At 65.0% G+C, this 13,723-nt stretch carries 13 protein-coding genes; 5 read left to right on the top strand and 8 right to left on the bottom strand.

Annotation, left to right across the window (positions count from 1 at the left end; translation table 11 throughout):
- The 4 genes from AC3WK8_RS20675 to AC3WK8_RS20660 all read right to left on the bottom strand — a co-directional run.
- On the bottom strand, nt 1–2,189 hold a 2,189-nt coding region (locus AC3WK8_RS20675; protein ID WP_146043274.1), incomplete at its 3' end, for a filamentous hemagglutinin N-terminal domain-containing protein.
- Between the two features lie 35 nt (nt 2,190–2,224).
- Nucleotides 2,225–3,928 carry a ShlB/FhaC/HecB family hemolysin secretion/activation protein gene (locus AC3WK8_RS20670; RefSeq protein WP_085595446.1) on the bottom strand — a complete coding sequence of 568 codons (1,704 nt, stop codon included), beginning with the start codon at nt 3,926–3,928 and terminating at the stop codon, nt 2,225–2,227.
- 237 nt (nt 3,929–4,165) lie between these two features.
- Nucleotides 4,166–4,465: a PsiF family protein gene (locus AC3WK8_RS20665; RefSeq protein ID WP_022642011.1), complete on the bottom strand. Its 300-nt coding sequence runs from the start codon at nt 4,463–4,465 to the stop codon at nt 4,166–4,168.
- Nucleotides 4,466–4,536: 71 nt separating this feature from the next.
- Entirely contained in the window at nt 4,537–5,325 is a 789-nt protein-coding gene (locus AC3WK8_RS20660) for an AraC family transcriptional regulator (protein ID WP_103325694.1), read from the bottom strand.
- A gap of 97 nt (nt 5,326–5,422) precedes the next feature.
- On the opposite strand from AC3WK8_RS20660, the gene AC3WK8_RS20655 reads away from it, so the two are divergent.
- Nucleotides 5,423–6,310, top strand: coding sequence for a DMT family transporter (locus AC3WK8_RS20655; protein WP_103325695.1), 888 nt, complete (start codon nt 5,423–5,425; stop codon nt 6,308–6,310).
- Nucleotides 6,311–6,322: 12 nt separating this feature from the next.
- Here the strand turns inward: AC3WK8_RS20655 and AC3WK8_RS20650 are convergent, their stop codons facing one another.
- The 3 genes from AC3WK8_RS20650 to AC3WK8_RS20640 form a co-directional block, all read right to left on the bottom strand.
- Nucleotides 6,323–7,213, bottom strand: a complete 891-nt coding sequence (locus AC3WK8_RS20650) for an esterase/lipase family protein (protein ID WP_085595454.1) — start codon at nt 7,211–7,213, stop codon at nt 6,323–6,325.
- Between the two features lie 105 nt (nt 7,214–7,318).
- A complete protein-coding gene (locus AC3WK8_RS20645; protein WP_103325696.1) occupies nt 7,319–7,633 on the bottom strand; it encodes a DMT family transporter in 315 nt (104 codons plus the stop codon).
- Between the two features lie 9 nt (nt 7,634–7,642).
- Nucleotides 7,643–8,281: an FMN-dependent NADH-azoreductase gene (locus AC3WK8_RS20640; protein WP_022642006.1), complete on the bottom strand. Its 639-nt coding sequence runs from the start codon at nt 8,279–8,281 to the stop codon at nt 7,643–7,645.
- A gap of 137 nt (nt 8,282–8,418) precedes the next feature.
- On the opposite strand from AC3WK8_RS20640, the gene AC3WK8_RS20635 reads away from it, so the two are divergent.
- Both AC3WK8_RS20635 and AC3WK8_RS20630 read left to right on the top strand, forming a co-directional pair.
- Nucleotides 8,419–9,330, top strand: coding sequence for a LysR substrate-binding domain-containing protein (locus AC3WK8_RS20635; protein ID WP_022642005.1), 912 nt, complete (start codon nt 8,419–8,421; stop codon nt 9,328–9,330).
- A 121-nt stretch (nt 9,331–9,451) separates the two neighbouring features.
- Entirely contained in the window at nt 9,452–9,982 is a 531-nt protein-coding gene (locus AC3WK8_RS20630) for a ferritin-like domain-containing protein (RefSeq protein WP_103325697.1), read from the top strand.
- A 57-nt stretch (nt 9,983–10,039) separates the two neighbouring features.
- Here AC3WK8_RS20630 and AC3WK8_RS20625 read toward each other — a convergent pair whose 3' ends face one another.
- Nucleotides 10,040–12,115, bottom strand: coding sequence for an AsmA family protein (locus AC3WK8_RS20625; RefSeq protein ID WP_053132311.1), 2,076 nt, complete (start codon nt 12,113–12,115; stop codon nt 10,040–10,042).
- A gap of 386 nt (nt 12,116–12,501) precedes the next feature.
- On the opposite strand from AC3WK8_RS20625, the gene AC3WK8_RS20620 reads away from it, so the two are divergent.
- Nucleotides 12,502–12,888, top strand: a complete 387-nt coding sequence (locus tag AC3WK8_RS20620) for a hypothetical protein (protein WP_103325698.1) — start codon at nt 12,502–12,504, stop codon at nt 12,886–12,888.
- A gap of 162 nt (nt 12,889–13,050) precedes the next feature.
- Nucleotides 13,051–13,683 carry a TetR family transcriptional regulator gene (locus AC3WK8_RS20615; protein ID WP_022642001.1) on the top strand — a complete coding sequence of 211 codons (633 nt, stop codon included), beginning with the start codon at nt 13,051–13,053 and terminating at the stop codon, nt 13,681–13,683.
- The last annotated feature ends 40 nt before the right edge of the window (nt 13,684–13,723 follow it).

The following is a 13,723-nucleotide window of genomic DNA, read 5'->3' as shown; positions in this document are numbered from 1 at the left end:
CCCCCCCGGTTGGCCAACCCACCCGTCTTGAGCTGCACGTCGCCATGCTTGGCCTGCAGATGGCCCAGGGCGTTGTTCAGGTGCTGGGTGACGGTCAGCGTCAGCTTGCCAGCCTCGGCGCTCACCACCCCGCCCTGGTTCTGGCTGAGGCTGTCGAGGGTGGCATCCACCGCGTTGCCGATGACCTGGCCCTGGTCGTTCGCCAAGTCCCTGGCCACCAGCAGCAGCTGCTCCTTGCCTTGCAGCAGGCCGCCCTGGTTGTCGATATCGGCGACCCGCAACTCCAGCTTGCCGGCATCCACGGTGCCGCCCTGGTTGTCGAGCTTGCCGGCACTGTCGAGGATCAGTTGCGGGCCGTGCAGGGTCCCGTTGTGGTTGTCGACGCTGGCGGCCTTGAGGTCCAGCCGCGACGTGGCCTGGAGCTTGCCGCTGACGTTGAGCAGGTCCTGCTCGAGCTCCAGGTGCAAAGCGCCCTGCTCGGCGCTGACCAGGCCGTCATGGCTGTTGTCCAGGCGCTTGCCGGTCACCGTGACCTGGTCGGCGAGCAGCTTGCCACCCTGGTTGAGCACTTCGCCGCCGGAAGTCTTGAGCAGGGTCTGGGCCTGGAGCCGGCCGGCATTGTTGTTGAGCTGCTCGGCGACGACGAAGGTCGCTGCGTCCTGGTTGGCGCCGATCAGGCCCTGTTGGTTATCCAGCCGATCGGCGGTGATGTGCAGCCTGTCGGCGATCACCGAGCCCTTCTGGTTGCTCACCTCGCGGGCCTTGACGGTCAACCCCGCGGCGGCCACCTCCAGGCGCCCGCCATTGTTGTTCAAGCTATCGAGCGCCAGGTCCACGGCTTGCCGGTCGCCGAAGCGGATCAGGCCGCCCAGGTTGGCAATGGCCGGAGTATTGAGCACCAACTCACTCTGGGCCAACAGCCGTGCCTGCTCGCCCTGGTTGAGAACTCGTGCGGCGTTGACCTGTATCTTGGGCCCCTGGATCACCCCGCCCTGGTTGTTCAGGGCCTGGCGCGCCCTGAGTTCGAGATTGCGACTGGCCAGGACATCGCCACGGTTCTCCAGGTTGCCGGCGACCAGCTTGACCTCGCCGTGGTCGTTGCGGCTGTTGTCGGCATTGACCCCGGCCTCGATGATGCCGTGGTTGACCACCTGCGCGGCGTCTATCACCTGGACCCGGTCACGGGCCGCCAGGCTGGTGCGCACCTGGACCTGCTCGCTGGCCTGCAGGGTCGCCTCGGTACCGGCATAGGCCTTGCCTTTGAGATCGATGTCCCGGGCCTTCACGACGATGGCCTGGTTGGCGCTGATACCCGCTACCGTGACCCTGCCATTGGCGTCGATCTGGATATCGCCGGTGCTGGCGGCCATGTCCCCGGACATGTTCACCCCCACGCCCCGTTCCGTGCCCACCAGGCGGATGGCCCCGGCATACATCCCGCCCAGCGCCGAGCTGTCGATGGCCAGCTCCGGCTTGGCCTCGGCCTCGCCGTCGCGGGCCGTGACGCTCAGGTCGTCGGCCTTGACATCGTTGCGCCCGGTGATGACGTTGAGCTTCTTGGCGTAGAGGTTGGCATTGAGCTTGGTGCTGCGGGTGATCAGGTCGAACTGGTCGATGTTGCTGGCATTGAGCCCGGCGCCCTCGATGCTGATGTCACCACCCTCGACCTGGAACCGGTCGAGCTGCTGGCCTTCGATAACCGGCTTGCCGGTAGTCAGGGTCGCCCTGGGGGTGTTGATGAAGCCGCAACCGTTGCAGGTGATGCCATGGGGGTTGGCGACGATGACCCGGGCGGCCTGGCCGGCCACTTCGGTGTAACCGGCCAGCTTGCTGCGGTTGCTGCCGGTGACTTCGTTGAGGATGACCTGCGCCGCCTGTCCCTTGAGGTTGGGGTTGCCGAGGATGTAGCCACCCAATTGGGTGCTCTGGGTCGAGCCAGTGGCGTTGTTGAGGATCAGGCCGTTACTGCCGACGTTGTATTCGCTGAACTTGTTATGGGACAAACCGCTGTCATTGGCCCCGTTGATGTTGACGATGGGCACGCCGTTACCCGCCGCCCCGATGGTCGCGTTGCCACCGGCCGCCGGGTCCAGGGCCAGGTCGGCGGCGACGCTGATGATCGGGTTGAGGAACAGGATCCCCGACAGCGACAAGGCAATGCATTGGGCAAAAGGCTTGCGTACGTCCATGTGCAAATCATCCATCCACTAACGGTTGAGCAGGGTCAGAAGAACAGGTCTACCCGGAAGTACACCGGGTGTTCTCGCCTCTCGATAATTGCCGGCCGCTCCAGGGAGCGGGCGAAGCTGAGCGATGCCGCCAGGTATTGGCCGCGGGCATTGAGTTCGATGGCGTTGCCGCTCAGGCGCCCCTTGGCGTCGCGGTTGTAGCGGTCGCCCTTGATCGCCCCGACGTCGTAGGCGAAGGCCAGGCCGTACTCCTGGACGAAGGGTTGCAGCGCCTGCCAGGTCACTGCCCGGCGCCAGCGCAGCTGGTTGCGCCAGTAGCCACCGCTGTTGCCGGAGAGGGTCTGGTCCTGGAAGCCGCGTACCGAGTTGAGGCCGCCGAGGCTGATGCGCTGGGGGCTGAAGAGCGGGTCTTCGCTACGCTGCCCGGTGGCCATGCTGTCGAAGCTGAAGTTTTCGTTCCACAAGCGAAAGGGCTGCAGGTAGCTCAGGGTCAGGCTGTACTTGTTGTAGCGCGACACCGGCTCGCTGCCGTGGGGATGTCCGCTGGCCTGGGCGTCGAGGGCGCCGATGCCCTGCTGCCAACCGATGTCGGCGTTGACCAGGGCGTTGCCAATGCGCCGCCCGTGGTTGAACCCCAGCTGGCTTTCGGTGATGCGATTGCTGGAAACATCGATCAGGTTGTCGTCGATGTAGTTGCGGGTCCGCAGGTGGCTGATCCCCAGGCTCATGCCGGTCTTGCTGAGGTTGTCCCGGTGCAGCACGCGCTCGGCCCGCAACTGTTGGTTCTTGCTCTGGCCATCCATGGAGAAATTGAAGCCGGTGGCGTCGTTGCGGGTGCGGTAGTAACTCTGGCTATAGGAATAGCTGAAGGTCCACCAGCCCCAGGGCAGGCTGTAGAACAGGCTCTGGTTGTCGGAATGGCGCCAGCGGTCGCTGACCGCGTCCTGGTTGGCCCGCAGGCTCAACTGGTCCGCCAGCCCAAGAGGACTGTCCCAATCCAGGCCGAGGCCCATCTGCTGTTCGCCGGTGCTCTTGTCACCGTTGTTGTTGCGCGTCGCCGATAGCCGCCAGGGCTTGAGGCGCTCGCCCTTGAGCCCTACCCGGCTATCGCCGAGCTGCGCGCCGGGGGCCAGTTCCAATTCGACCTGGCGCGACGGCAGGCGGGTCAGCTGATCCACCAGTTGCTCCAGCTCCCGCAGGTTCAGCACCTCGCCGGTGGTACCGGGAAACGCCATGGCCAGCTCCCGGGAACTGGCCAGGGCAGAACTGTCCAGGCTCTCCAGGCGCCCTTCGACCACCACGATCGTCAGTTGCCCGGCCCCCAGCTCCTGGGCCGGCAGGTAGGCCCGGGTGGTGACATAACCCAGTTGCAGGTAGTGGTGGGTGATGGCCTTGAGCAGGGTGTTGATCTGTGCGACCGACAGGCACTGGTCGCGATAGGGCGCCACCAGGCGCTCCTGGTCGGCGGCGCTCAGGTGCTCGGCGCCCTTGAGGACCACGGTCCTGATGGTGAAGCAGCGCTGTTCACCAGGCTGGGGAGCCGGTTCGGCGGGCAAGGTCTTGCCGGGCAGTTGCTGGAGTTCATCGAGACGTCGCTGCTGTTCCTGCAGCAATTGCTGCTGGCGGTCGCGAATCAGGTCGCGGTCGCCCGGCGTCTGGAAAGGCGCGGCGCAAACGACAAAAGAACCAGATAGAGCACAAAACGCTACAACAGGCTTCAACCAGCCAAAACGCGGCATGCCGTCATTCCCTTGAAACGGACACTGGGGAAGGTCCGTACGGCGCATCCAGGCGCCTGTTTTTGAAGGGCACGAATTTTAAATGTAAATCGGGCAACCCCCTAAAAAACCGACGAACGGTAATTACTTGGGTAACCAATTGAAACAATGGATGTTTATGGCTGGCTCATGGCGCCAGAGCTCGATGAGGGCCAGGACCCAGCGGGCTTCCGGCGCCTCGCCCTCATCGATCCGCGATCATTTTTTCTTCAGGCAGTCGCTCATGAAGGTCTTGCGCGCATCGCCCTTGAGCGCCTTGGCCGTGGCGTCGGCGTTGCACGATTTCATTCTTTCCTGGGGCGTGGAAGGCGTCGCGGCGGCGGCAGGCGCAGCCTTGAGGCAGGTACTCATGAAGGCCTTGCGCTCATCGCCCTTGAGGCTCTTGGCGGTGGCTTCGGTGTTACAGGTGGTCATCTTGTTCTGCTGGGCGGTAGCGGCAAAGCCCTGGGAGCACAGCAGCAGGCCCACCATCAGCAACGGGATACGCAACATCTTCATGGAGTTTTCTCCTTGTCACCGCACCGATGGGCGCGGCCTCCCAGGCAGTGTAGACAAAGCCTGTTACACCTTCACCTGTTCTGCAGGCCAGCCCGGCGGTACTGCTCGGGGGTGCAGTCGGCGTGGCGCTGGAACATCGCGATGAACGCCGAGGCGCTGCTGTAGCCCATGTCGAAGGCGATCTCCTGGATGCTGCAGGGGCTCTCCAGGGCCTGGATCGCCGCCAGGAACCGCTGGCGCTGGCGCCACTCGCCGAAGCTCATGCCCAGCTCGCGCACGAACTGCCGGGCCAGGGTCCGTTCGCTGACATGGGCCTGTTGCGCCCAGTAGGCCAACGGCTGGTTGTTGCCCGGCTCGGCCTGCAGCGCCTGGAGCACCCGCAGCAGTTCGGGATTGTTGGCGTAGGGCAGGAAGCAGGTGTGCACCGGAGCCTGGCGCAACTGGTCCAGCAGTACCTGGGCCAGGCGCTGGTCGGCTGCGCCCTCGGGGATCTGCACGTCCCGGCTGGCGAAGTCCTTGAGGATCGCCTTGAGGATCTCGCTGATGCTCAAGGTGCAGCCTTGCTGCGGCAGGTCGCGGCACAGCTCCGGCGCCAGCAGCACCGCGCGATAGTTGATCGGCTGGCTGGTATAGAAACTGTGGGCGGTATAGGGCGGCACCCAGACCGCGTACTGGGGCGGCGACATGAAGCGCTGGCCGGCGATCTCCATGTGCATCACGCCATGGGCCGAATACTCCAGGCAACCCCAGGGATGGCGGTGCTCCAGGGCATGGCTGTGGGCGGCGAAGTCGGCATAGCGGAAGTACACCGGCGCGGGCAGGCCATGGAAGTCCAGCAGGTCGATGTGTTTTTTGCTCATGCTGTCCGGATGCAGGGGCGGGTTGTCCGGTTCGCAGTATAGGCGTTGATCCGGACAGGAGGATAATCAGCCCTCATTCACTTCTCTGGCTGTCTCCATGCAATACGCTTATCCATTACTGGCCGTCTTCATCTGGGCCGGCAATACCGTGGTCAACAAACTCGCTGTGGGGGCGATCTTCCCTGCGGAGATCGGTTTCTATCGCTGGCTGCTGGCGGGCCTGTTGTTCACCCCGTTCATGCTCGGGCCGGTGCGCCGCCACTGGCCGGTGATCCGCCCGAACCTTGGCCGGATCTTCGTCCTCGGCGTACTGGGCATGGCGGTGTACCAGAGCCTGGCCTACTTCGCCGCCATCCAGACCTCGGCCACCAACATGGGCATCATCCTTTCCCTGATGCCACTGATGTCCCTGGCCATGGCCATCGCGGTGCTGGGCCAGCGCCTGACCGCCGGGGCGCTGGTCGGCGCGGTGCTGTCCTTCGCCGGGGTGCTGGTGGTGGTGTCCTCGGGCAGCCTGGCCAGCTTGCTGCAGCACGGGGTCAACCTGGGCGACGCGATGATGCTGGTGGCCACCCTGGCCTATGCGGTGTACAGCACCCTGCTGAAGAAATGGCAGCTGCGCCTGCCACCCCTGGTGCTGCTGTACTTGCAGGTACTGGTCGCGGTGCTGGTGCTGCTGCCGTTGCTCCTGGCATCGCCGAAAGTGGGCCCGACCCTGCAGAACATCCCGCTGGTGCTCTACGCCTGCCTGCTGGCCTCGATGCTCGCGCCACTGGCTTGGATGCAAGCCGTGGTACGCCTGGGGCCGAGCCGGACCACGCTGTTCTTCAACCTGCTGCCATTGGTCACCGCGCTGATCGCCGCCGTGGTGCTGCGCGAGCAACTGGCCTGGTTCCATCTGGTGGGCGGCGTCCTGACCCTGGGCGGCGTGGTGCTGTCCGAACGCTGGACCCAGGAGCTGGGCTCGCGCCTGCGTGCGGCCTGAAGAACCACCGGTTCAAAGCCCGGCCGCCTTCAGCCGCCGGGCATGCTCGACGAACAGGCGGATCGGCTCGGCGCCCTTGCCCACCAGCCCCAGGGACTGGTTGACGATATCGAAGTGATCCAGGGGATAGTCGTCGCCGATGACCATCCCCAGGTGCGAGCTGTAGCGGCCCACCATGCCGTCGCACTGCCCAGCCTCGCGCACGAAGGTCCGGGCGAACAACCGGCAACTGCGGCTCGAGCCGTCCATCAAGTTCCCGCCACGATTGGTCTTGCCCGGCTGCAAGGTGCCGGACCAGGAGTAGTAGCGCACGCCGGCGACCTCTTCCGCGCCCTGCCCGCCCCAGGTCGCCGGCAGGCCCTGTGGATACTGGCGGTTGAACAGGGCCACGCCCTCGCTGGTCAACGACTGGTGCGAGGCATGGATGTCCGAAGGCAGCTTCGGCCCGCGATAGCCGGTCTCCAGCAGCGTCATCAGCGCCGAGAGCCCACGCAGCAGCAGGCTCAGCATGCGTCCGCGCCAGCTATGGGCCGGGGAATGCCGCTGCAGGTAGTCCGCCAGCTCGGAACCATGGTTGGGACCCGCCACCGACGTCACCGAAGCCACCAGGTCGGCCCGCCGGGCCGCTGCGTAGCGTGCCGTGAGCGCGCCCTGGCTATGGCCGATCAGGTTGACCCGGGCGGCGCCGGTCTGCTCCAGGATCTGCTGGATCTGCGTCAGCAGTTGTTCGCCGCGCACCTCGCTGGAGTTGAGCGGCGAGACCTGTACCGCAAACACCTGGGCGCCACCCTGGCGCAAGGCCGGGATGATCCCGTACCAATAGGGATAGAGCAGCAGGCGGACAAAACCGAGCATGCCGGGCACCAGGACCAGGGGATAACGGGTGGCAAGCTCTTGGGACATGGGGGACATCCTTGTGCGGGGACGGTGGCCTGGCTGAAAGCTAGACCATAACCAAGGCCGTGGTCAGTCTTTGTGACCGTTTGGCGACTGCCCCATGACAAGCCCTCACGCCCCCTGCTTGAGCCCCACTACCCCCGCCAGGATCAACCCCACCGACACCAGCTTGAGCGGCGTCAGGCTCTCGCCCAGCAAGGCGAACCCCAGCAGCACCGTGCCCAGGGAGCCGATGGCGGTCCAGATCGGATACGCCACGCTGACCGGCAGCTCGCGCAGGGCCAGGGTCAGGAAGTGGACCCCGCCCAGCGCCGCCACCAGGGTCAGCAGCGACGGCCAGGGCCGGGTGAAACCTTCGGCGTACTTCATGCCCATGGCGAACGCCACCTCGAAGGCCGCAGCCAGCAACAACAATCCCCAGGCCATGGGCATACCTCAGAAGCGCCGGGCCAGGGCCAGCAATTGCTGTTCGGCCTGGGCGCAGGATTGCTGGAATCGCTCGGGCACCGACTCTTCGCCTTCGGCCGCGATCACCGTGACGTCGTCGATGCCCATGAAGCCCAGGGCGGTACGCAGCCAGCGGTCGGCGTGGTTCATCGCCTCGTGCTCGCCACCCGGGCCGAAACCGCCGCCGCCACGGCTGGTGATGACCAGCACCTTCTTGCCCAGTACCAGCGGCTGGTAGTGGGCCACGCCGTTGTCCAGCTGGGTGTCGAAGGTCAGCCCCAGGCGCACGATATGGTCGACCCAGGCCTTGATGCCACTGGGCACGCTGAAATTGTGCATGGGCGCCGAGATCACCAGGCGCTGGTGCTCGAACAGCTCGCCGACCAACTCATCGCTCAGGGCCAGGTCGGCCTGCATCGACAGCGGGCGGGCCTCGGGTTGTGGATAGAACGCCGCGGCGATGAAGGCCTCGCTGACATGGGGAATGGCCCCGCGCCCGACTTCCCGGCGGGTCAACGAACCTTGGGGGTTGGCCGCTTGCCAGGCCTGCAGGAATACCTCGGCCAGGCGCCGGCTGTGGGATCGCTCGCCTCGGGGACTGCCATGGACTACAAGAACTTTACTCATCTGAACTTCCTCATGCGCTAGAACCTGGACGGCCTTGAGTGCCTATCGATTTCGCGCTAAAGCTAGAGCCAGCGGCATTCGCCAACAAACGAATTAAAATCCATTCAGATGAATTCAACTCAGCCATGGAGAGCTCTATGTTCGCCCACCTGCCTCTCACCGCCCTGCGGACCTTCGAGTCTGCCGCGCGTTTGCTGAGCTTCAAGGAGGCGGCCGACGACCTGTCGGTGACGCCCACGGCAGTGTCCCATCAGATCCGCAGCCTGGAGCACTGGCTGGGCGTGCCCTTGTTCGAGCGCCTGCCACGCCAGGTGCGCCTCACCGAAGCCGGCGATCGCTTGTTCCACAGCCTGCATGGCGCCCTGCTGGATGTGGCGCAGAGCGTCGCCACCCTGCGCCCGGCTCCGGACAACGGGCAGTTGACGGTGTCCACCACGGCCGCCTTCGCCGCCCTGTGGCTGGTGCCGCGCCTGGGTCGCTTCTACGCCCAGCATCCAGGCATCAACCTGCGCCTGGATACACAGTGCGAGGTGGTGGACCTGCAACAGGATGCCAGCATCGACGTGGCCATCCGCTATAGCCAGGACGGCTACCTGAATTTGCACGGCCTGTGCCTGTTCGATGAACGCTTCGCGGTCTATGGCTCGCCGCAACAAGTGGCACTGGCCGGGCAGCAACGGCCGGCACTGATCAGCGTGCACTGGCGCAGCTCCACGCTGTATGCCGATGGCTGGCAGGCCTGGTGTGCCCAGGCCGGGGAAAACTGGCTCGAGGGCCAGCCGCAGGTACGCTCCTATGACGAAGAGCAGTACGCCCTGCAAGCGGCCATCGCTGGCCAGGGCCTGGTGCTGGCCAGCAATATCCTGGTATCGCAGAGCGTGGCCAGCGGTCTGTTGCAGGCCTACCGTCCGGACATCCATGTGGGCGGCGCCGGCTATTGCGCGTTGTGCGTGCCCGGGCGTGAGCGCCATCCGCCGGTGCGGGTATTCCTCCAGTGGTTGCAGCAGGAAGCGCTGCTGGCCGGGCACCCGTTGCTGGGTCGCAGCTGAAGCCTGGCCGTCGCGGTACATCCGATCAAACTTTTTGCCGCTCCCACGACTCACACCCTAGGTAGCGACCAGGCCCGCAGAGCCCGGCGCAAGACGGATTAGCCCCCTAGGAGAAACCAAGATGAGCCAGATGCATTTGTCCGATGTGAACAGCCTGCGCGAACGGGCCCGCAGCCACGTGGAGAACGGCGCCGTGACCGCCGGCTACAACGCCGATCGCGAGGAAGTGCTGCGCCTGCTCAATGAAGCCCTGGCCACCGAGCTGGTCTGCGTGTTGCGCTACAAGCGCCACTACTTCATGGCCAACGGGCTCAAGGCCAGCGTGGCCGCCAACGAGTTCCTCGAACACGCCACCCAGGAAGCCGAGCATGCCGACAAGCTGGCCGAGCGCATCGTCCAGCTGGGGGGCGAACCGGAATTCAACCCCGACCTGCTGTCGGCCAGGTCCCATGCCCAATACGTGGCCGGCAGTAGCTTGAAGGAAATGGTCTACGAGGACCTGGTGGCCGAGCGGATCGCCATCGACAGCTACCGCGAGATCATCCAGTACATCGGCGACAAGGACCCGACCACCCGCCGCCTGTTCGAAGAGATCCTGGCCCAGGAAGAAGAGCACGCCGACGACATGGCGGACATCCTCCAAGACCTGTAGCGCCTGCCCGGCCCGCCCCTGGATGCAGGAGCGGGCCGGCCCCTCTCAGTCCCTGTCTTACTTGCCCGGCTTGACCGTCGCCGGCGCCTTGCCCGCACGCATCTGCTGCAACAGTGGCGCGCACTGGTTGGGTTCGTCATTGCTCGGCGCCACCAACGCCAGGAGCCCTGCCGCCGGACCGGCGATCACCCCCAGCGCCACCATTCCCGCTCCACGCAATACCAGCGGCACGGCCTTGACCCCGGCGCTGGGCTGGATGAACTTGCCCTGCACATAGAGGGGCGAGCGCAGGGAGAACAGGCGCAGGCCCTTGGACTCGGGGGTGATGGTCAAATCCAGCTGCTCGGTGGCCATGTTGGCGGTGCCATCGACATAGATGATGGCGTTCTCGGTATCGAAGACGAACAGGCGCGAAGTGGCGAGGCCAGTCTTGATGCCGAAGTCGGCGGCGGCGCAGTTGATCTTCACATCCTTGTCGCCGAACAACTTGCCCACCACATAGTTGCCGACGTTGAGCCCGGCGATCTCCATCAGCCCGCGGCTGATGGCGCCATCGTTGATCAGCATCTTCAGGTCGCCGTTGGCGCTGCCCAGCAGGGCCGCCACCGAGTTGCCGCGCCCCGAAAGATCGGCATCGCCGTTGAGCTCGCCGAAGCTGGTCTTCATGGGCTCGAAGGTGGGAAACAGTTGCTTGAGCTTGAAGTTGCGCGCGGTCAGCCGGGCCCGGCCTTCCATGGGCGCGGTGTGGCCATTGAGGCGTACCTGGGCATCGAGCTTGCCGCCGGCCACGCCGAAGCGCAGGGGTTCCAGGCTGAGCTGGCCGTCGTTGAGCACCAGGTGGGTATAGAGATCGGTGAACGGCAGGTCGGAGCTGTGGACGATACGCTTGCCGGTGAACTCGACGTCGGCGTCCATATCGCGCCAGCGCTCGGTGCGAAACTCCTCCACCGGCAACACCTTGTCCGCCGGTTGCTTGCTCTCGCCGCCCCGGGCCTTCTGCTTGGCATTGGAGTCGGCGCCGATCAGCGGCCCCAGGTCGCGGAACAGGAGCTGGTTGGAAACCAGCGCCCCGCTGAGCTTGGGCCGGGGCTGGCTGGCCACGTAGGTCAGGTTGCCGTGGATGTCGCTGTCGCCGATCTTGCCGTTGAAATCCTTGTAGCTGAACGTCGCGCCGGCCGGGTCGTGCAGCTTGGCGCTCAGGTGGCCATCGGTGGAGTACGGCGGGGAATCGGGCAGGGTCACCCCGGTCAATGGATAGAGGTTGCCCAGGCTAGTGCCCGCCAGCTTCAGGCGCAGGTCCAGGGCGCCCAGGTTCAGTGGATCGGTGAGGCTGCCGCGCAGCTCGATGCGCGAGTCGCCAATCTGCGCCTGGGCCTGGAGCGGGAACGGCCTGCTGCTGTCCTTGAGGGCCAGCAGGCCGCCGATCTTGCCGGTGCCAGCGAGCTTCTGCCCGTGGTACTGGCCCTTGACCTTGAGGGCGAAGGCATAGGCCTGGGGTTCGGCGCCTTGCTCGGCGGCTTTCTTCGCCTCGCTCTGGCCAACGATGTCACTGAACGGAATTGGCTGGCCGAGCAGTTCCACCAAAAGGTCCAGGCGGGTCTTGAGGCTCTGGTCGTCCAGGGTCACGTGGCCCTTGTCGAAGCCGATGGCGCCGATGTCCACCGTCCAGCTGGATGGCTCGGCATCGGGGTCCGCGGGATCGAAGGTGAAGGTCCAGTTGGCACGGCCGTCGGCCAACCGCTGCAAGGCCGCCTCGGGTTCGGTGAGGTCGATGCGCGGGATGCTCACCTGCCGCGCCAGCAGCGCCAGGGGCGAGATCCGCAGTTCGACCCGCTTGAGGCCGACCATCTGCGGTGCCTTGGACCAGTCCGGGTTGCCCAGGGTCAGGTCCTCGGCCACCACATGGGGCCAAGGCACCCAGGCCCGCCAGCCACCCTCGTCGGGCTCGCGCCGCCAGGCCACCGACAAGTCGCCATTGATCGCGAACGGCCGATGCAATTCCTCGGACACCTTGGCATTGAGGGCCGGCTTGATCCGGTTCCAGTCGAAAAAGGCCACCACCAGCACCAGTAGGGCCAGCAACAGGACCAGGCCGGTGAAGGTCCAGGCGAGGATTTTACGAGTGCGCGTCATGGCACGAGGCTCCTTGAGACAACTGAGCGCCGAACCACGACGCATCGATGAAGAACCGGGGCAAAACCACCGGCATTGGAACTACGACTGACAAAGTCCCCACAGGTTTGATCGGCGACGCCGATCTGGGGGGAAAACCGGTCATTGCTGACCACTTGGACAGCCATGTGTTACCGCTCATGGCCCCTCCCTGGAGCATGGGTGAGTCGAAACTACCCACCTCGGTGCACGACCCTGCAAGCGGAGAGGCCCGGGCTAGAGCCTCGCGGCAAACAATCAATTCTGTTGATTATCATCATTGTGTTTATGAACTTTTATATCGATTTTGTGGCGGTAACATTAGCTCCGTACCCAGTTTTTCGCCCTCCCAAGGAGCACCCCCTATCATGAAACGCCACATCCTCTTGAGCCTGACCTTATCCATCCTGGCCGCCAACGCCTTCGCCCTGCCCGCCGCCGAACAGGCCACTCCACAGGTCCAGGCCAGCCATGGCAGCGTGTTCACCCAGACCCTGGCCGAAGGTGGTTCGGATCGCCTGATCGAACGCAACAAGGTCGCCGCCGATGGCTATGATCGCACCCCACAAGGCCAGAGCGTTGCCGAAGATGGCTACGACCGTACTCCACAAGGTCAAAACGTAGCCGAAGGCGGCCGTGATCGCCTGGAAGAGAAAGGCCTGGTCGAAGATGGCTACAGCCGTACCCCACAAGGCCAGACCGTTGCCGAAGGCGGTGCCGATCGCCTGGCCGAACGTCATCAAGCTGCGAGCTGAGGCCATGCTGGCCCAGAAAAAAGCCCGGTCCCTGGATCGGGCTTTTGACTTTCCAGCGCAGCAATCCCATCCCCGGCCTACCCAGGCCTGACGCCAGTTCGACTCGGGCAAAGTTGATTTGCTAGAGTGCCCCGCTCTCCCAAGCGAAGAATTCCCTTCCAGATGCTGCCCCGCGCCGAACAGAAGCAACAGACCCGCAACGCCCTGATGGATGCCGCCCGGCACCTGATGGAGGGTGGTCGTGGTTTTGGCAGCCTGAGCCTGCGGGAAGTGGCCAAGGCCGCCGGCATCGTCCCCACTGGTTTCTACCGGCATTTCAGCGACATGGACCAGCTTGGCCTGGAGCTGGTCAGCGAAGTGGGCCAGACCTTTCGCGAAACCATCCGCCTGGTCCGCCATAACGAATTCGTCATGGGCGGCATCATCGACGCGTCGGTGCGCATCTTCCTCGATGTGGTGGAAGCCAAGCGCGTGCAGTTCCTGTTTCTCGCTCGCGAGCAGTACGGCGGCTCGCTGCCGGTACGCCAAGCCATCGCCAGCCTGCGGGAAAACATCAGCTCGGACCTGGCCGCCGACCTGGCGCTGATGCCCAAGCTGCAGCACCTCGATGTGGCCGACCTCAGCGTCATGGCCGACCTGGTGGTCAAGAGCGTGTTTGCCACCTTGCCGGACATCATCGATCCACCGGTCCAGGCCTTGCCCGAACACCTCACGCCCCAGGCGAAGATGACCCAGCAGCTGCGCTTCATCTTCATCGGGCTCAAGCACTGGAACGGCTTGGGCAGTACCGAGTAATTCCCCCCACCACTGCGCCAGATCTCCCCCGCCCTGCTCT

The organism is Pseudomonas sp. FW507-12TSA (genome assembly GCF_058781435.1).
This window is presented reverse-complemented; position numbering and strand designations above follow the sequence as displayed.